14 protein-coding genes are annotated in these 18306 nt (G+C 70.2%); 8 read left to right on the plus strand and 6 right to left on the minus strand.

Features of this window, described 5'->3' with window-relative positions; translation table 11 throughout:
* The first annotated feature begins 38 nt into the window (after positions 1-38).
* Positions 39-2018, plus strand: a complete 1980-nt coding sequence (locus EP757_RS03540; RefSeq protein WP_370457845.1) for an ATP-binding protein — start codon at positions 39-41, stop codon at positions 2016-2018.
* Between the two features lie 23 nt (positions 2019-2041).
* On the opposite strand, the gene EP757_RS03545 is transcribed toward EP757_RS03540, so the two are convergent.
* The gene (locus EP757_RS03545; protein WP_127542775.1) at positions 2042-2671 is read right to left on the minus strand and encodes a 4'-phosphopantetheinyl transferase; all 630 of its coding nucleotides are present in this window, start codon (positions 2669-2671) and stop codon (positions 2042-2044) included.
* Between the two features lie 165 nt (positions 2672-2836).
* Positions 2837-5275: a glycogen/starch/alpha-glucan phosphorylase gene (locus EP757_RS03550; RefSeq protein WP_127542776.1), complete on the minus strand. Its 2439-nt coding sequence runs from the start codon at positions 5273-5275 to the stop codon at positions 2837-2839.
* A gap of 197 nt (positions 5276-5472) precedes the next feature.
* Here EP757_RS03550 and EP757_RS03555 point away from each other — a divergent pair, with 197 nt between their 5' ends.
* Both EP757_RS03555 and EP757_RS03560 read left to right on the plus strand, forming a co-directional pair.
* Positions 5473-5979, plus strand: coding sequence for a SigE family RNA polymerase sigma factor (locus EP757_RS03555; protein ID WP_127542777.1), 507 nt, complete (start codon positions 5473-5475; stop codon positions 5977-5979).
* Positions 5976-6854, plus strand: a complete 879-nt coding sequence (locus EP757_RS03560; RefSeq protein ID WP_127542778.1) for a hypothetical protein — start codon at positions 5976-5978, stop codon at positions 6852-6854. Before EP757_RS03555 ends, EP757_RS03560 begins: the two co-directional genes overlap by 4 nt.
* A gap of 45 nt (positions 6855-6899) precedes the next feature.
* Here the strand turns inward: EP757_RS03560 and EP757_RS03565 are convergent, their stop codons facing one another.
* Both EP757_RS03565 and EP757_RS03570 read right to left on the minus strand, forming a co-directional pair.
* Positions 6900-7739, minus strand: coding sequence for an MEDS domain-containing protein (locus EP757_RS03565; protein ID WP_127542779.1), 840 nt, complete (start codon positions 7737-7739; stop codon positions 6900-6902).
* A 74-nt stretch (positions 7740-7813) separates the two neighbouring features.
* Positions 7814-8812 (minus strand): polyprenyl synthetase family protein, encoded by a 999-nt coding sequence (locus tag EP757_RS03570; protein ID WP_127542780.1) that lies wholly within the window; start codon positions 8810-8812, stop codon positions 7814-7816.
* Between the two features lie 93 nt (positions 8813-8905).
* Here EP757_RS03570 and EP757_RS03575 point away from each other — a divergent pair, with 93 nt between their 5' ends.
* The 3 genes from EP757_RS03575 (at position 8906) to EP757_RS03585 (ending at position 13409) form a co-directional block, all read left to right on the plus strand.
* Entirely contained in the window at positions 8906-10066 is a 1161-nt protein-coding gene (locus EP757_RS03575) for an acyl-CoA dehydrogenase family protein (protein ID WP_127542781.1), read from the plus strand.
* Between the two features lie 1332 nt (positions 10067-11398).
* Positions 11399-12643, plus strand: coding sequence for a VWA domain-containing protein (locus tag EP757_RS03580; RefSeq protein WP_127542782.1), 1245 nt, complete (start codon positions 11399-11401; stop codon positions 12641-12643).
* Between the two features lies 1 nt (position 12644).
* Positions 12645-13409: a peptidase gene (locus tag EP757_RS03585; protein WP_127542783.1), complete on the plus strand. Its 765-nt coding sequence runs from the start codon at positions 12645-12647 to the stop codon at positions 13407-13409.
* Here the strand turns inward: EP757_RS03585 and EP757_RS03590 are convergent.
* Both EP757_RS03590 and EP757_RS03595 read right to left on the minus strand, forming a co-directional pair.
* A complete protein-coding gene (locus EP757_RS03590; RefSeq protein WP_127542784.1) occupies positions 13406-15223 on the minus strand; it encodes a bifunctional sugar phosphate isomerase/epimerase/4-hydroxyphenylpyruvate dioxygenase family protein in 1818 nt (605 codons plus the stop codon). The two genes, EP757_RS03585 and EP757_RS03590, sit on opposite strands and share 4 nt — an antisense overlap.
* The gene (locus EP757_RS03595) at positions 15223-15876 is read right to left on the minus strand and encodes a TetR/AcrR family transcriptional regulator (protein ID WP_127542785.1); all 654 of its coding nucleotides are present in this window, start codon (positions 15874-15876) and stop codon (positions 15223-15225) included. The genes EP757_RS03590 and EP757_RS03595 overlap by 1 nt, the downstream gene beginning before the upstream one ends.
* A gap of 92 nt (positions 15877-15968) precedes the next feature.
* Between EP757_RS03595 and EP757_RS03600 the strand changes: the two genes are divergently transcribed.
* Both EP757_RS03600 and EP757_RS03605 read left to right on the plus strand, forming a co-directional pair.
* Entirely contained in the window at positions 15969-16787 is an 819-nt protein-coding gene (locus EP757_RS03600; RefSeq protein WP_127542786.1) for a shikimate dehydrogenase, read from the plus strand.
* A gap of 23 nt (positions 16788-16810) precedes the next feature.
* Positions 16811-18196, plus strand: coding sequence for an Nramp family divalent metal transporter (locus tag EP757_RS03605; protein WP_127542787.1), 1386 nt, complete (start codon positions 16811-16813; stop codon positions 18194-18196).
* Positions 18197-18306 lie beyond the last annotated feature (110 nt).

Below are 18306 nucleotides of genomic sequence, written 5' to 3' on the forward strand. Positions count from 1 at the left end.
CGCACGCTGGTGCCATCATGGAACCTTCATGCGTGTCGATGCCACGAGGGACGGCCAACGTGCACGACCATGATCGGGAAGCCGCGGCCGAGCAGGCCAGGGAGGGTGTGCGCGCCTGGGTCCGGCAGACCGGGTCCCGGGTGGAGGGCGCCGGCGCGTACGCGATTCTGGCACTCCTGACCGCCTCCGCAGTCCCGCCGACCGTTCTCGATCAGTCGAGCGGTGACCGTCTCGCCGACCTCATGGCCGATGCCGGGACGGACCCCGGCGCCGGCCGCTCCGTGTTCGCCGCCCGCCTGCTACCCCGCCTGACCGCCACCGGCGAGAACGGCCGTGCGCTGCACGAGGAGATCTCCCGGGTGCTGCGCGCCGCGGACGCGGTCAACACGGCGCTCGCCGAGGCCGCGGCCACCGACGACGAGCTGCGGCGGGTGCTGGAGGCCGCGTTCCAGGAGATCGGGCTCGGCGTTCCCGAGCTGCGCTGGATGCTCACCGACGTCCGGGAGAGCGCGGACCGCCTGCGCCGGCAGCTCGCCACCCGGAGCCTGCGGCTGCGCCGCGAGCGCGACGAGATGCGCCGCCACCTGGTCGCGTTCACCCGCGAGCAGCTCCCGGCCGGGGACGCGGTGCCGGCCGACGTGCCGGGTGGCGCGGTGCCGCCCTATCCCGGTCTGGTCCACTTCGAACCCGAGGACGCGCCCTGGTTCCGCGGCCGTGAACCGGAGATCGCCGAGATGCTGGGCCACCTCGCCGAGCAGGCGGCCGGCGGTCCGCCGCTGATCGTCACGGGCGTCTCCGGCGCGGGCAAATCGTCGCTGGTCCGGGCGGGACTTCTGCCCGGCTTGGCGTCGGGCGCGCTCGGCGCGCAGGCGGCGGCTTGGCCGTGGGTTCTGGTCCATCCGGGCGTACGTCCGACAGCGAGGCTCCGAACGCGGATACGAACCCTGATCCCCGCACCTGAGGACGAGTCGCGGCCGGACGACTCCACTGAGGATGATCCGTCGATCGCCGCCCTCGCCGCCGCTGCGACCGCGGCCGGGCGCCGGCCCGTCATCGTGGTCGACCAGTTCGAAGAGCTCTTCACGCAGTGCGCCGACCCGGCCGAGCGCCTCGCCTACGTCACCGAGCTGACCAGCGCCGCGCCGGCCCTCGTCGTGATCGCGGTCCGTTCCGACTTCTACCAGGACTGCGTCGAGCTGCCGCCGCTCGCGAAGGTCCTGACCGCCGGTCACATGGTGGTCGGCCCGCTCGGCGCGGACGCGATCCGCCGGGCCGTCGTCGAGCCCGCCGAGCATTCCGGCCTCAGCGTCGAGCCGGGCCTGCCCGGCCTGTTGTTGCGCGATCTCGGCGCCGAGGACGGGCGCCCGTACGAGCCGGGCTCCCTGCCCCTGCTCGCCCACGCCCTGCGCGCCACCTGGGATCGACGTGAGGGCGTCCGGCTGACCGTCGGCGCGTACCGGGAGACCGGCGGCATCCGGCACGCGATCGCCGAGACGGCCGAGCGGATCTACCGGGAACAGTCACCGGACGAGCGGGACCGGCTGCGCGAGGCGCTGCTCGAACTGGTAGCGGTGACGGCGAACGGCACCGTGGTCCGCCGACGGGCCGACCGCGCCGCCGCCGACTCCCTCGTGCTGCGCCGCCTGGTCCGCGCCCGCCTCGTGACGGTCGGCGCGGACACCGTGGAGATCAGTCACGACGCCCTGCTCCACCACTGGCCACGGCTCGCCGGCTGGGTGGCCGAGGCCCGCGAGGATGCGGTGCTCCAGCACCGGATCACCGAGGCGGCAGCGGAGTGGGACCGGTCCGGCCGCGACCCGGGCCTGCTCCCCCGGGGCTCCCGCCTGCTGGCCGCCCGGGAGAGTCTGGACCAGCCGGACGGCGTCGTCGGCGACTACCTGGCCGCCGGCTGGGCCGCCGCCGAAGAACAGGAGGCGGGCCGCCGCCGGGTCGCCCACCGCCTCCGCCGCCTGGTGGCCGGCGCCGACCCGGGCCGCCCGGAGCGCCGGCAGCGCTGACCCCGTCCGCGATCCGCCGCGGGTCAGACCGGGATCAGCACCGCCGTGACCACCAGGCCGTGGTCGATCACGAACCGGCCGTGCATCTCGTCGAACGGCGCGTCGACGTGGATCCGCCCGGTGAACGTCCCGGCGGCCGGCTCGATCGTCAGCGTCACGTCGTCGAAGCCCAGCCAGCGGCCGGTGATCGGGTACCACGCCTTGTAGATCGACTCCTTGGCGCTGAACAGCAGCCGGTCCCAGTGCGTCCCGGGTTCGAGGCCGGCGAGATGCTCCCGGTCGGCCTCGGTGGTGACGGCGGGCAGCACCCGGACCGGCAGCGGCGCGTGCGGTTCCGCGTCGATGCCGACGCTCGCGACCTCGGACCGCAGCGCCACCGCCGCGGCCCGGTATCCGGCGCAGTGCGTGATGCTCCCGGTGATCCCGTCCGGCCAGAGCGGTTCCCGCCTGCTCCCGGGCCGGATCGCCACGGCCGGCCGGCCGAGCAGAGCCAGCGCCTCCCGGGCACATCGCCGTGCGGTCACGAACTCCCGCCGCCGCCCCGGCACCGCGCTGGCGACCAGGTCCTCTTCCCCCGGAAAGCACGGCTCGCCGGGATCGTCACCGAACGCCTCAGCGCTCCGGACCGCCGCCGGCAGCAGCCTCTCCAGCACACCCACTCCCGACCTCAGCGCGACAAGCCCGCCCCATCCTCCCCGACGCGCTTGCGCCCGCCCGACCGGGTGACCGGGATCCGCCTCTCAAGCCGCAGTCGCCCGCTCGATGGAGAAGGGGAAGCCCGGCGGGTGCGGGCTTCCCCCGTACGAGGGATCGAGGTCTCAATGGTCCTTGGGAACCGGGACCGGAGACACCCGCCAGATGCGGGCGGCGTAGTCGGCGACCGTGCGGTCCGCGGAGAAGAAGCCGCTGTGGGCCGTGTTCAGGATCGACATCCTGGTCCACCGGTCCTGGTCGCGCCAGGCGCGCTCGACCTCTTCCTGACTCTGCAGGTACGCCCGGAAGTCGGCGAGCGTGAGGTACTCGTCGTGGCCGAGCAGCGAGTCCGCGACCTCGTGCCCGACGCCGCCGAAGACGCCCGCGTTGATAGCGTCGATGGCTTGCCGGAGCTCGGCGTCCTGCTCGTAGAACTCCCACGGCCGGTACCCGGCGATCCGGGCCTCGGCCGCCTCGAACGCGTCGAGGCCGAACAGGAAGAAGTTCTCCGCGCCGACCCGCGCCCGGATCTCGATGTTGGCGCCGTCGAGCGTGCCGATCGTGAGCGCGCCGTTGAGGGCGAGCTTCATGTTGCCGGTGCCGGACGCCTCCTTGCCGGCGAGCGAGATCTGCTCGCTCAGGTCGGCGGCCGGGATGATCTTCTCGGCGAGGGTGACGTTGTAGTTCTCGGCGAAGACCACCTTCAGGTACGGCGAGACGACCGGATCCGCCGCGATCGTGGCCGCCACCGCGTTGATCAGCCGGATGATGTTCTTCGCCGCGTGGTAGGCCGGCGCCGCCTTGCCGGCGAACAGGATCGTCCGCGGCACCCAGTCGGCGCCCGGATTGGCCCGGATCCGGTGGTAGAGCGTGATGATGTGCAGCAGTTTGAGCTGCTGGCGCTTGTACTCGTGGAACCGTTTGATCATCACGTCGTGCAGCGAGTCGGGATCGCCGACGGCCAGGTCCACCTTGTTGACCCGCTTGATCGACCGCCAGCGCTCCTGGAACGACGCGTCGCCGGCGAACGCCTCCAGCTCGGCGAGGCGCTCCAGGTCGGTGAGCCAGCCGTCGTCACCGAGCGACTCGGTGATCAGGTCGGAGAGGCGCGGGTTCGCCAGTCTCACGAACCGGCGCGGCGAGATGCCGTTCGTGACGTTCTGGAACTTGGCCGGCCACAGGTCGGCGAAGTCGTTGAGGACGGTCTCCCGCAGCAGCTTCGAATGCAGCTCGGCGACGCCGTTCACGGCTTCGGTGCCGACCACGGCGAGGTTCGCCATCCGTACCCGGCGTTCGCCCTCCTCGCCGATGATCGACATCCGGCGCACCCGGTCCGCATCACCGGGGAACCGCTCCTCGACCTCGCGCAGGAACAGCATGTTGATCAGATAGATGATCTCCAGGTGGCGGGGCAGGAGCCGCTCGAAGACGTGCACCGGCCAGGTTTCCAGGGCCTCCGGGAGCAGGGTGTGGCAGGTGTACGCGAACGTGCGCCGGGTGATCGACCAGGCCCGGTCCCACTCCACGTCGTACTCGTCCACGAGCAACCGCATCAGCTCGGGGATCGCGATCGTCGGGTGCGTGTCGTTGAGCTGGATGACGGTCTTCTCGGCGAAGTCGTCCCAGCTCTCGTTCCGCAGCCGGAACCGCCGGACGATGTCCCGCAGCGAGCAGGAGACCAGGAAGTACTGCTGCTTGAGCCGCAGCTCCCGGCCGAGTTCGGTGCTGTCGTCGGGGTAGAGGACCTTGCTGATGTTCTCGGCGCGGACGGCTTCCTGCACGGCTTCGGCGTACTGCCCGGCGGAGAAGCGGCTCAGGTCGAACGAGGCCTCGCTGCCCCGGGCCCGCCAGAGCCGGACGATGTTGACGGTCTCCGTGCCGTAGCCCGGGACCAGCATGTGGCTGGGCTCGCCGAGCACGATCTCACCGGGAACCCACTGCTTGCGGATCGTGGATCCGGCCACCGGCTCGGTGTGCCCGTAGAAGCCGACGGTCTGCCTGTCGTCCGGCGCGGGGAACTCCCACGGGTTGCCCTGGAAGGCCCAGTCGTCCGGGCGTTCGGCCTGCCCGGCCTCACTGATCGACTGCTTGAAGATGCCGAAGTCGTAGCGGATGCCGTAGCCGACGGCCGGGATGTCACGGGTCGCCATCGAGTCGACGAGACAGGCCGCGAGCCGTCCCAGGCCGCCGTTGCCGAGGCCGGGCTCGATGTCGAGCGCCTCGATGTCCTCCAGGCTGAGCCCGAAGTATTTGACGGCCTGGGCGGCGATCTCGCCGGTGCCGGAGTAGAGCAGGTTCTGTTCGAGCTGGGCGCCGAGCAGGTACTCGGCGGAGAGGTAGTAGACCCAGCGGGGGTTGCTGGCGTAGTGCGCGGCCGCGGTGCGCGCCCGCCGTTCGGCCAGGTGGTCGCGAACCGTGAGGGAGAGCGTCTCGTACGCATCCCGCATGCTCGCCGACTCGACCGTGGTGCCGCGCCGGAAGTAGAGGTTGCTCAACAGGTCCTGCTGGAACTCATCGACGGTCTTGCCGAGTTTGCGAAGACCGATGCCCTGTCGAAGATCCATGCCGCCATTGTGCCGCGTCAAGGTTTCGAACTGCCCAACTTCGACGTTTGTCGCTTGCTCCGACAGGTGCTTTTCATCCTGTACGGGTGACCCTCACCCGGCGACGACGGTTCCGTCCGGTGATAATCCGGTCTCATCGCCTTGCCTCCGGCGACGCCGATCTCTAACGTCTGCCGGTCCAGGGAGGTGGTTCGGTCATGCGCGAAAGCGCGTTCCATGCGTATTTCGAGCGGCATCACGCCTCCCTGTCCCGGCTGGCCTTCCTGATGACCGGCGAGTCCGACGTCGCCGACGACCTGGCCGCGGACGCCCTGACCGAGTGCTGGCGGCACTGGGACCGGGTCACCGCGGCCGACGACCCGGCCGCGTACGGGCACGGCATCCTGATGAACCTGGCCCGGCAGTGGGTCCGGCGGCGGGGACGGGAACGGCTGCTCTCGCTCGAGCCGTTCCGGCGGTCCCGGGAGAGCGACCTCCCCGCGGTGCTGGACGTCCGTGGCGCGCTGCGCCGGCTCCCCCATCGGCGGCGTGCCTGCGTGGTCCTGCGGTACGCCTTCGACCTGCCGGAACGCGAGGTCGCCACGATCCTCGGCATCTCCGTCGGCGCGGTGAAGAGCTCGACCTCTCGGGGCGCGAAGCAACTTGCCGAACTTCTGGGTGACAGCGGCGTGGCACGGCTCGACGGGTGGGAGGCGGCGCGATGAGACTTTCCGACGACGACATGCGGGCGTCCTCGCGGGGCTCATCGCAGGACTCCTCCCAGTCCTCTTCGCAGGCCTCCTTGCGCGCTTCCCTACGCGCCTCCTTGCGCGCCGAAGCCGACCGGCATCACCCGGACCGCGAGGCGATGCTCAGCCGGATCGCCATGTCCACGACCCGCGAACCGGTCACCCGCCGGCGCCAGGGCTCCCGGGTCCGGATGGCGTCGGCCGCCGCTGCCGTGGTCGCCCTCTTCGCCGCCGGTGGCGTCGCGAACTGGGCCCTGGCGGGGAACAACGACGCCCCGCCAGCGCCCGTTCCCAGCGCGGCCGTTCCCAGCGCGGCCGTTCCCAGCGCGGCCGCTTCCCCGTCGGCCGCCGGCACCCCGTCGGCGTCGTCCAGCACGGCGCCGTCACCGGCGTCACCGAAGTCGCCGTCCGGTGTGCCCGCAGCGCCGGCCGTCGAGTCACCGTCGCCGGCCACCTCTCCGCCGTCGCCGTCCGCTTCGCGGATCTCGGAACCCCTGTGGGCGGACGGTTCCGTCGTCGACGGCTCCAGCGTCGTGACCCTGAAGACGACCGAGGAACTGAGAGCACTCGACGTGGTCATCCGGGTGGCCCGCACCGACGGGTTCGTCCCTCGCGGCGCCACCAAGCGCACGCCCGGCGGCAGCGTCACCACCTCGGTCACCGAGGAGGGGGACGCCTACCTCTACCGGTTCACGCTCTCCTCCGCCGACACCCTCGCGCCCGGCGAGTACACCTTCACGGCGAAGTACACCTACCCGGGCGAGGGCCGGAACGCGGGCGCCGACACCTACACGATCACGGCGTCGACGGCGTCGAGGCCGGCACTCGACGTGTCCGGCGACTTCTACTAGACCGCCGCGCGGCGGGAGGTGGCGGTCGCCCTCCTCTGAACGGCGCTAGCGGAACTCGACGTCCGGGCCGGCGCCGTGCAGCAGCAACAGGCGGCGCAGCGCGGCCGAGCAGCCCAGCACCCGCAGCGTCCGCCGGCCTCCGCGCGCCACCCGCAGCAGCGTGCGGGCCGTGGCCGAGTCGGCGAATCGCAGCGCCGTCACCTCGACGGTCAGCGTCGCGCCGCAGTCCTCGGCCAGGTGTTCCAGGACGGTGATCAACGCGTTCCGGTTGGACAGGTCGGCCTCGCCCTCCAGCCGGACGCCGATCCCGTCCGGAGTGACGATCCGGACGGCACGCAGCAGCGGCACCGCCGCCGGATCGGTGTGCGCGGTGATCGTGCACGGGTGCGAGCGGATGATGTCGCGCAGCTGGGCCGGTCCGAAGAGCCGCCGGTCGTAGAAGCAGACACCCATCGCGAAGCCGTCGGCGAAGATCCGGTTGACCCGGCTCTCATAGAGCGAGAGCAACGCCGTACGCCCGGCCCGGGCCGCCCACGACATGTCCCCGAACGCGCGGAACCCGTCGAACCCGTCCGCGCGCGCCTGCTCGGCCTGGCTGCGGAAATGCGCCACCGCGGCGTCCACGTCGAAGTGGCCGCCGTGCACGTACTCCCCGGCGGCCGAGCTCATCCGCAGCCGGCCGGCCGCCAGCGCCGACCGCACGTCGACGCCCTGCGCGACGAGCTCGGCGATGACGTGCTCGCCCCGACCGAGATGAACCACCCGCTGCCGGGCGCGCAGACCCGTCCGGATGTACGCGGCCACGCTGCGGGTCAATGCGGGTTCGTCACCGGCGACCAGACAGGCGTGGTCGCCGGGGCTGAGCCGCTCAAGGAGGCCGACCATGCCGGAAACGGTACTGACCCCCTTCGGTGACGGGTATCACTGAAACGGCTTACCGCCCTGGTCACCCGTCCTGGTCAGCCGGTCCGGTCGGCGATGTAACGGCACAGCGATTCGAGGGTGCGCCGGGGCGCTCCGGCCGGCAGCGCCCGGGCGTGCCGGCGGGCATCCTCGGCATAGCCGTGCACGGTCTCCCGGGCCTGCTTCAGCGCCGCCGACTCGCGCAGCAGGAACAGCGCCTCGGCGTGCAGCTCGTCGTCGATGAGCGGACCCGCGGTGAGCAGCTCCTTCAGCCGCCGCGAGTCGGCTCCGGTGTCGCCGGCCGCGAGCGCGTAGAAGGCCGGCAGCGTCGGCACGCCCTCACGCAGGTCGGTGCCGGGCGTCTTGCCGGACTGCTCCGACTCCGACGTGATGTCGAGCAGGTCGTCGGAGAGCTGGAAGGCGATCCCGATCGAGGTGCCGAACGCCTCCAGGGTGTCGACGTGCTCGCGCGGCAACCCGGCCGCCATACCGCCGAGTCGCGCCGACGTGGCGATCAGGCAGGCCGTCTTGTCCTCGATGACCCGCAAGTGGTGGCGGATCGGATCGGCGCCACGCGGCCCGACGGTTTCGGCGAGCTGTCCTCGCACGAGCTGGGCCAGCGTACGAGCCTGAAGTCGCACCGCCTCCTCGCCCAGCCCGGCGGCGATGGCAGCCGCCCGGGCCAGAAGGTAGTCACCCACGTAGACCGCGATCGAATTCGTCCACCGCGAGTTCGCGCTGGCGGCGCCCCGGCGCATCGGCGCCTCGTCCATGACGTCGTCGTGGTAGAGCGTGGCCAGGTGGGTCAGCTCCATGACGACCGCCTCGTCCCGGCCGCCGCCGCGAGCGCCTTCGTCCCGGCCGAACTGCACGCCCAGCGCCACGACGAGCGGGCGGAACCGTTTGCCGCCGGCCTCGACGAGGTGCGCGGCGACCTCGGAGATCAGCGGCTCCGGACTGGTCACCGCGGCACGCAGCCCGGACTCCACGTCCTCCAGGAAGCCGGAGATCGACTCCCGTATGCCGGGGTCGATGAAGTCGTTCACCGCAGTCATGATCTTTCGCCCGCCACCGCAGTCATGATCTTGAGGCTAGATCATCACGCTGAGAGGACGCTGATCGGTTACTGGGGGTGCACAATCCTCGGTATGACTGACCAACTCGACCTGCTCGATGTCGCCGGCCTGCTCAGCGAAGAGGAACGGCAGATCCAGGAGACGGTGGCCCGCTTCGTGGCGGACCGGGTGCGCCCGCACATCGGCGATTGGTTCGAGCAGGGTACGTTCCCCCGCGAACTGGCGCCGGAGCTCGGCAAACTCGGCCTGCTCGGCATGCACCTCGACGGGTACGGCTGCGCCGGCACGAGCGCTGTCGCGTACGGGCTGGCCTGCCTCGAACTCGAAGCCGGCGACTCCGGCCTGCGCAGTTTCGTCTCCGTGCAGGGATCGCTCGCCATGTACTCGATCCACCGTTTCGGCTCCGAGGAACAGAAGCAGGAGTGGCTGCCCCGGATGGCGGCCGGCGAGGCGATCGGCTGCTTCGGCCTGACCGAACCCGACTTCGGCAGCGACCCGGCGAACATGCGCACCCGGGCCGTCCGCGACGGCGACGACTGGATCCTCAACGGCACCAAGATGTGGATCACCAATGGCAGCATCGCCGACGTCGCCACCGTGTGGGCGCAGACGTCCGAGGGAATCCGGGGCTTCCTCGTACCCCGCGGCACCCCCGGCTTCACCAGCAACACCATCAAGCAGAAGCTCTCCCTGCGCGCCTCCATCACCGGTGAGCTGATCCTCGACGACGTCCGCCTCCCCGCGTCCGCCCAGCTCCCCGGCGCCACAGGACTCGGCGCCCCGCTGAGCTGCCTGAGCGAGGCCCGCTTCGGCATCGTCTTCGGCTCGGCCGGCGCCGCCCGCGACAGCCTGCGCGTGGCCCTCGACTACGCCGGCAGCCGCGTCCAGTTCGGACGGCCGATCGCCGCTTTCCAGCTCACCCAGGAGAAACTCGCCAACATGGCGGTCGACCTGAACACGTCGCTGCTCCTCGCCCTCCATCTGGGCCGCCTCAAGGACGCCGGCAAGCTCCGGGCGCATCAGGTCAGCGTGGGCAAGCTCAACAACGTCCGCACGGCCCTGTCCATCGCCCGCGAGTGCCGCACCATCCTCGGTGGCAGTGGCATCACCTTGGAGTATTCGCCCCTGCGGCACGCCAACAACCTGGAGTCGGTCCTCACCTACGAAGGCACCTCCGAGATCCACACCCTCGTGATCGGCCAGACCCTGACCGGCCACGCCGCTTTCCGCTGACTCCCCGCCCCCGTCCGCCCCTTCCGCCCCGTCCCATCCTTGTCCCCGTCCCGCCTCGTCTCCGTTCCGCCGAATCTGCCCGGGCTGCACACCAGAACCGTCACCGCGCCCGAATTGTCGCTCTGCAGTACAGCCCGGCCCGCACCTGACCTGCGACACGGTCGTCTTGCGTCAGCTCGATCACCTCAGCGGCGGCGGTCAGCGCACAAGCGTCGCCACCGCCGCCCGGCCGCCGACACAGCAACGAGTCACAGCAAGCCCCACCGACGGTCGACCACAGGTCAGGCCGCCCGGCTGCACACCAGAGCCGTCACCACGCCCGAATTGTCGCTCTGCAGTACAGCCCGGCCCGCACCTGACCTGCGACACGGCCGTCTTGCGTCAGCTCGATCACCTCAGCGGCGGCGGTCAGCGCACACGCGTCGCCACCGCCGCCCGGCCGCCGACACAGCAACGAGCCACAACAAGCCCCACCGACGGTCGACCACAGGTCAGGCCGCCCGGCTGCACACCAGAGCCGTCACCACGCCCGAATTGTCCCTCTGCAGTACAGCCCGGCCCGCACCTGACCTGCGACACGGCCGTCTTGCGTCAGCTCGATCACCTCAGCGGCGGCGGTCAGCGCACACGCATCGCCACCGCGTGCGCTCATCGCCGCTATCAGGGCCGCCAGCGCACAAACAAATGGTTCGCGTTGGCTCACCGCCCGTCGGGCCCGGATGCGCGCCCGCTCACCGCCACTGCTACACGACCGCACCATGGCCCACGCCACCACGCCACCACGCCACCACGGCCCCACGGCCCCACGGCCCGACGCCCCCGCAGCCCACGACCCCACGGCCCCACGGCCCCACGGCCCCACGGCCCCACGGCACCACGGCACCACGGCACCACGGCACCACGGCACCACGGCACCACGGCACCACGGCACCACGGCACCACGGCACCACGGCACCACGGAGTGTGCGCTGGCCGCCCGTTGACTCAGGGAAGCTCGGCTGCGTGTCGCAGTTCGGGTGCAGTCCACGCCCGAATTCGACGCGCTACCCGGCAATGACCCTGGGGAGCTGGAGTGCGTTGCGGGTCCCTGCCAGCGGCCGCCGTTGGCGGCTCGATCCGAGCTGTCCGGCTGTACGTCAGGGCTGCCCTCATGCCCGGATTGCCGCTCTCCGGTACAGCCGGGGATCCGCTGTTCGCGATCTTGGAGGGCTGTGGTGGGTGAGGGCGCGGGCGGGGTGCCCGGGTCGGCTGCGAGGAAGGGTCGCCGGCGGGGAGGGGGAAAGGCAGGGCGGTTGTGCGTACAGGGGAAGGCGGTGTTTATGATCTTGCCGCGTGATCCACAAGAAACTGTCCATAGTGGCAGCAATAGGATTGATCGCCGCTAATGTAGCGCTGGGCGCTTCGCCTGCTCAAGCCGATGAAGTGCCGGAGACTCAGGTGGAACCGCCCCGGGTCGAGCTCGTTCTGGACGTCAGCGGCTCGATGCGCGCCGCGGACATCGACGGGCAGACGCGGATCTCGGTGGCGAAGCAGGCCTTCAACGACGTCGTCGACGCGCTGCCGGAGACCACCCAGCTCGGGATCCGCGTGCTGGGGGCGACCTACGGCGGCGAGAACAAGAAGGTGGGTTGCAAGGACACCCAGCAGATCGTCGAGGTCGGTCCGGTCAACCGGGTGGCGGCCAAGAACGCGATCGCCACCCTGAAGCCGACCGGGTTCACGCCGATCGGGCTGGCGCTGCGCAAGGCGGCCGAGGATCTCGGGGACACCGGTTCGGTACGCCGGATCGTCCTGATCACCGACGGCGAGGACACCTGCACCCCGCCGGACCCGTGTACGGTCGCCCGCGAACTGGCAGCCAAGGGCACCAGCCTCGTCGTCGACACGCTCGGCCTCACCCCCGACGAGAAGACCCGCAAGCAGTTGGTCTGCATCTCGACGGCGACCGGTGGCACCTATGCGTCGGCGGACAGCGAGGAGCAGCTCACCGAGCGGATCAAGCAGGTGGTCGATCGTGCCGCGCTGCCGCCACCGGTCGTGCCGGCGACCGTCGCGGGCGCCGAGGACTGCACGAAGGCGCCGTGGCTGACGGCCGGGGTCTACACGGATCGGGAGCTGATCGGCGAGCACCGGTACTACCGGGTCGCCGTGCAGCCGGGCCAGGAGCTGCGGGCGTCGGTGAGCATCGCCCTGGACCGCGAGCTGAACCGTGACTACGGGGTGCTGCTGAAGGCGTCCACGACGGATGGCCGCGAGCTGGTCCGGGGAGTCGACGCGGGCAGTGGGCGGGCGGACGTGCTGTCGGCCGGACTGAGGTGGTCTTCTGGTGACATCTCCGAGCAATCGGATACCTGCCTGATCATCAGTAACTCATTCGCCTCGAAGACCGCTGCCGGCGCCCCCGGCATGCCCCTGGAACTCAGCGTCGACCTGGTCGACGCCTCACAGGCCCCGGATGCCCCGGGCCTCGGCCGCGGCTGGCTGCTGCTCTTCGTGCTCGCGATCGCGGGCCTCGTGGCCGGCGTGCTGGCCGGCTGGCTGACCCGCTGGTGGGTCGCCACCTGGAGGGAGAACTGACATGCGGATCGCTCATCTGGCCGCGTCCGTGGCCGTACTCGGAACCGCGACCCTGTCCCTGGGGTTCGCCACTCCCTCCCCGGCGCCCGCGGTGAGCAGCGCCGGCACGTCGTTCCTGACCGCGGTGGCGATCTCCCCCGATCAGCCGGCGACCGTCAGCGCGGTGACCGGCGACTACCTGTACTGGTCGTTCAGCGCGTCCGCGGGGCAGAATCCGACGCTCGCGGCGACGGTGACACTCCCGGATTCCGGCCGTACCGGCTCGCAGGCGTGGACCGTCGAGGTCTTCGACGGCCTGCGCCGGCGTCAGGCCTGCGTCGCCGGGGAGCAGAGCCCGGTCGCCGACACCGGCGCGTCGTCGCTGGCGCTCGGCTGCCGGTTGCGGCAGATCCGGTCGTGGGCCGAGCCGTGGGACGGCGACCCGCTGCCCGGCACCTACTACGTGCGGCTCTCCAGCACCGAACTCCCGGAGCAGGACCTCGGCCTGCCGATCAAGGTGGGCCTGACCCTGACCGCGCCGGCCGGTGACACCGGCGCCGACCAGGGCGAACTCGAAGCGCCGCTGGTGCCGGTCAACCGTCCCGGCGAAGTCCTGACGGCGGCGCCGGTGGTGTCGGCGTCGGCCGAGCCCACCGAGAGCGCCTTCTCCGCCGACTGGGTGCCGGAGTTCTCCTCCCGCTGGGTGTGGACGGTGAGCGGCGGTGTGCTGGCCGCGATCACCGGCCTGATCGGCTTCTCCTGGACCCGCCGGCGCCGCCCGGCCTAGCGGACGCGCTCGCCGCCTCCGTCGATCCCACCGGCGGAGGCGCCGTGCAAGCGGCTGTGGCGCTGGGCGGCCATCCGGACCGGGGCGTTGGACTCGCCGAATCGGTCGTAGGCGGCGCGGCGTTCCACGATCTCGAAGAAGACGCGGCCGCCCAGGACCGGGGTGTAGAGGTGGAGCAGTTCGCCGCCGGACGGGTCGCGGTCGTAGAGGATGCCGTGGGCTCGCAGGGAGGCGACGAACGGTTCGGGCAGCGTGAAGCGGGCGATCAGGTCTTCGTAGTAGTTGTCCGATACCGACAAGGGTGGCAGGGAGAGCTTCGCCGCGGTCGCGAAGATGTCGGTCGTGGTGAAGGCGATGTGCTGAGGATCGGACACGGCCGGCGCCCAGTCGCCTCGGCGCAGCAGCGCGACGGTCAGGGCCAGGCGCAGGCTGCGATCGGCGTTCGCCAGTGAGCGGGAACGCATCAGGCCGAAGGGTGCGGCGTACTCCTCAGTCGCCAGCGATTCCAGGCCCAGCACCGAGCGGTAGAAGAGGCCCGCTTCGTCGAAGTTGTCGAACGGCTGCGCCAGGCCCAGATGGTCGGTCGTCAGCAGGCCCGCGCCGGTCGACACCGAGCCGGTCGGCAGGAAGTCGTTGCGCCAGTCGTTGCCGGGATCGGTCACGAAGATGCTGGTGCCGTCCGGGGCGGTGATCGCGGCGAGCTCCGCTTCGCCCGGTTCGCGGACGTTCGGATGGGCCGGGGCCCGCAGTGCCTCGGCACGCTGGAGTGACTGGGAAGGATCAGCGGAGGTCACGGCGAAGGCGGTGATCGTGGCGTCCTGCGGGCGAGTGACGGCGCTGTTCAGGACGATCCGGCAGCGGGCTTGCTCCCAGAGCTCGACCGGCTTGGTGCGGTGCTGACCGGTGTGCGCGAACCCGAGGCCGCGCAGGGCGGATCGCAGCGCGGGGCCGGACGTGCCGTCGACGGCGAGTTCGGTGAAGGCGAATCCCGTCAAGGCGGGCGATGAAGGCTGACCGCCCTCCAGCGCGATCAGCGAACGCATCGCGTCCACCGCCGTCCGCGCCGGATCCGACTGCCGGAAGACGTCGTTGAAGACCTCCAAGGACAGCGGACCGTCATAGCCCGCGGCCTGCGTCAACGCCACGAACCCGGCCAGATCGAAACTGCCCTGCCCCGGGAAGAGCCGGTGGTGGCGGCTCCACTGAAGGACGTCCATCCGCAGGTACGGCGCGTCCGCCAGCTGCAAGAAGAAGATCTTCCCGGGAGTGATGCCGGCGATGCCGTCCGGCGGCACCTCCCGCGACAGCACATGGAACGAGTCGAGACACAGCCCGAGTGCCGGATGATCGGCGAGCTGGACGATCCGCCACGAGTGGTCCCAGGTGGACACGTGGCGTCCCCAGGCGAGGGCCTCATAGGCGACGCGAACGCCACTCTCCGCCGCCACATCGGACAATTCCGATAGATGAGCAGCTGCCAGCTCATCGTCATCGACAGCCAGAGGGTGCACCGACGAGCACACCAAGATCGTCGAAACACCGAGCTGGTTCATGACGTCGAACTTGCGCCGTGCCCGCTCCAGGTTGGCTTTCACCAGTGAAGGGGGGACCGCCTCGAAATCGCGGAACGGCTGATAGAGCTCGATCGCCAACCCGAGATCGGCACAGCGCTGCCGGATCTCCCGGGGCGACATCGGCGACACCACGAGATCGTTCTCGAAGATCTCGATGCCGTCGAAGCCGGCCGCGGCAGCAGCGGTGAGCTTGTCGTCGAGGGTTCCGGACACGCAGACCGTAGCGATCGAGCGCCGCATCAATCCTCCTTCATCCGTAGATATCCGGTGACCAGGTCGCCGAGCATGTTCCGGTAGAAGTCACGCCGCGCCGGGTCGAGCAGGTCCCGGTCGAAGAGCGCGCCGAACGTGTGCCGGTTGGCGACCCGGAAGAAACAGAACGAGCTGATCAGCATGTGCACGTCGAGCGCGTCGACATCGGAGCGGAAGATGCCCAGTTCGACGCCGCGTTCCAAGATCCCACCCAGCACCGCCACGGCCGAGCTGTTGAGATCCACGAGGCCGGCCACGTGGTTCATGTGCTTGGCGTGCTGCGCGTTCTCCACCCCGACCAGCTTGATGAACGCCGGATGCGCCTCGTGGTGGTCGAACGTGACCTCGGCGAGCTTGCGGACCGCGGCGATCGGGTCGAGATGGTCGACGTCCACGGCCCGCTCGGCAGCACGGATCTCCGCATAGGCCCTCTCCAGGACCGCGAGGTAGAGCTGCTCCTTACCGCCGAAGTAGTAGTAGATCATCCGCTTGGTGGTCCGGGTCCGGTCGGCGATCTCGTCGACCCGGGCACCGCTGTAACCGCGCTCGGCGAACTCCTCGGTGGCTACTTCGATGAGCTCGGCACGGGTGCGCTCGGCATCGCGCCGCCGCACTCCCAGCATCGGTTTCTCCTGCGTCATGAGGGCAAGTCTGCCGTGGGCCTTGACAGTGGTCCCCGTCACACCCGATAACTAACGTACCAGTTAGTACATTGACCGCCCAGGGGTGTGACATGACGAATTGCCGATGCGGATTGATCGGATCGGGGATCGGCACGTCGCTGTCACCGGCCCTGCACGAGGCGGAAGGGCAGGCACAGGGACTCGACCTCACGTACACCCTGTTCGAATCCCCCGACCTCGGCCGGGCCCTCGACGACGCCGAGCGCGACGGCTTCGCCGGGGTCAACATCACCCACCCCTTCAAGCAGCAGGTGATCGGGTTGCTCGACGACCTCTCGCCGCAGGCCCGCGCGATCGGGGCGGTCAACACCGTGGTGTTCCGGGACGGCAAGCGGTTCGGCCACAACACCGACGCGTACGGATTCTTCCGCTCCTTTCGCGCCAACCTGCCCGACGTTCCGGTCCGGCACGTCGTGCAGCTGGGAGCGGGCGGGGCCGGCGCGGCAGTGGCGCACGCCTTGCTGGAACTCGGTGCCACGACCGTGGACATCATCGATCCCGACGCGACCAGAAGTCGCGATCTATCGCAGCAGATTGGACAGAGACCAGCGGGCGACCTCTACGAAAGCCTGCAAACCGCCGACGGACTCATCAACACCAGCCCGATCGGCATGCACCACCACCCCGGAATCCCGCTGCCCGCAGAGCACCTGAACCGGAACCCCGATCTGTGGGTCGCCGACATCGTCTACATGCCGGTCGAGACGGAGCTGCTCCGCGCGGCCCGTGCCGCCGGCCTGCGCACGCTGGGCGGGACGGCGATGTGCGCCTACCAGGCGGCCGCCGCCTTCCAGCTCTTCACCGGAACCACCCCCGACATCCCTCGCATGCTGCGCCATCTGGACGTCCTCCTCCAGCGGCGCGGTTGAGAAAGCCGAACGGGAGCGTTCACATGATCACCGACACGACGACCCGCGAACTCCCCGAACCCCTATCCCTCCGCCGCATGATCGGTCCCGGCATCGTCGCCGTGGGCATCGGCATGGCCGCCGGCGAGATCATTCTGTGGCCGTACCTCACCGCGATCGGCGGTCTCGGCCTGCTCTGGCTCGCCTTCACCACCCTCGCCGTGCAGTTCGTCATCAACATGGAGATCGAGCGGTACACGCTCGCGACCGGCCAGACCGCCCTCGCCGGCTTCTCCCGCTGGTGGAAGGGCTGGGGCATCATCATCTGCCTGGCCGGCGCCTTCCAGTACGTCTGGCCGGGCTGGGCCACCAGCGGCTCGACCGTCTTCACCTATCTGATCGGTGCGGGCGACCCGGTCTGGATCACCGTGGCCACGCTGGTGATCGTCGGTCTCCTGCTCACCGTTTCCAAGGTCATCTACACGACCGTCGAACGCGTCGAGGCGGTCAAGGTCGCGCTCACCCTCTTCTTCCTCGCCGTAGTCGTCATCTTCGTGATCTCACTGGGCACCTGGGGAGACGGCGCCAAAGCCACCGTGACTGAATTCGGTCAGATCCCCGATGGCATCACGTTCACTCTCATCCTGAGTGCGATCGGTGCTGCGGGCGCCGGCGGCGTACACAATCTGGTCCTCAGCAACTGGATCCGCGACAAGCGTTACGGCATGGGCGCGCACGTGCCTCGCCTGATCTCCCCGATCACCGGCCAGGAGGAGGCGGCCGGCGCCGACCGCTACGAGTTCCCGATCGACGACACCTCGATGGCCCGCTGGAAGGTCTGGTGGAAGCGGGCGAACACCGAGCACCTGGTCACTTTCGTAGCGGTCTGCTTCGTGACGATCAGCATCATGAGCCTGCTCGCCTACGAGACGCTCTTCGGCCGTGCCGACCTCAAATCGGATCCGTCGTTCCTGCGCATCCAGGGCGACATCTTCTCCGCCGAAGTGGGCGGCTGGCTGCGCCTGCTCTTCCTCGCCGTCGCGGCAGTCTCCCTCTGGGCGGCGGCGATGGGCCTGCTCGACATCATCGGCCGGCTCGCCTCCGACTTCCTGCGCCGCACCTACCTGACCGATTCCGCACGCTGGACCGAGCCCCGCCTCTACCTGGCAGTCGTCTGGGCCGAAATCGTCCTCGGCTCCGCGATCCTGCTGGCCGGCTTCACCCAGCCCCTAGGCCTCCTGATCGTCTCCACCTGCGCGGCCTCGGTGGTCACCCTGCTCTACTCGATCCTCCTGGTCCGCCTCAACACCCGCGACCTGCCCACCGCGATCCGCCTGCGCGGCTGGCGCCTGATCGGCATGATCCTGGCGATCGGCTTCTACGGCTTCTTCGCCATCGCCATGGTGGTCACCCAACTGCAACGCCTTTGATTCCTTCCTCGTACGACCTGAGCACTCCCCACCCGCACCACCTCCGTCCCGTGGCGCACCACACCTGCGCCACGGGACCGGGAAACAGGGCTTTGGGGCGTGCCGCCATC

The organism is Actinoplanes sp. OR16 (assembly GCF_004001265.1).
Lineage (GTDB): Bacteria > Actinomycetota > Actinomycetes > Mycobacteriales > Micromonosporaceae > Actinoplanes.

Coding starts and splice junctions, on each gene's coding strand:
- EP757_RS03585 (WP_127542783.1), top strand. CDS start 12,645: ATGCGGATCGCTCATCTGGCCGCGTCCGTGGCCGTACTCGGAACCGCG.
- EP757_RS03540 (WP_370457845.1), top strand. CDS start 39: ATGCCACGAGGGACGGCCAACGTGCACGACCATGATCGGGAAGCCGCG.
- EP757_RS03600 (WP_127542786.1), top strand. CDS start 15,969: ATGACGAATTGCCGATGCGGATTGATCGGATCGGGGATCGGCACGTCG.
- EP757_RS03550 (WP_127542776.1), bottom strand. CDS start 5,275: ATGGATCTTCGACAGGGCATCGGTCTTCGCAAACTCGGCAAGACCGTC.
- EP757_RS03565 (WP_127542779.1), bottom strand. CDS start 7,739: ATGGTCGGCCTCCTTGAGCGGCTCAGCCCCGGCGACCACGCCTGTCTG.
- EP757_RS03605 (WP_127542787.1), top strand. CDS start 16,811: ATGATCACCGACACGACGACCCGCGAACTCCCCGAACCCCTATCCCTC.
- EP757_RS03595 (WP_127542785.1), bottom strand. CDS start 15,876: ATGACGCAGGAGAAACCGATGCTGGGAGTGCGGCGGCGCGATGCCGAG.
- EP757_RS03555 (WP_127542777.1), top strand. CDS start 5,473: ATGCGCGAAAGCGCGTTCCATGCGTATTTCGAGCGGCATCACGCCTCC.
- EP757_RS03575 (WP_127542781.1), top strand. CDS start 8,906: ATGACTGACCAACTCGACCTGCTCGATGTCGCCGGCCTGCTCAGCGAA.
- EP757_RS03560 (WP_127542778.1), top strand. CDS start 5,976: ATGAGACTTTCCGACGACGACATGCGGGCGTCCTCGCGGGGCTCATCG.
- EP757_RS03590 (WP_127542784.1), bottom strand. CDS start 15,223: ATGCGGCGCTCGATCGCTACGGTCTGCGTGTCCGGAACCCTCGACGAC.
- EP757_RS03570 (WP_127542780.1), bottom strand. CDS start 8,812: ATGACTGCGGTGAACGACTTCATCGACCCCGGCATACGGGAGTCGATC.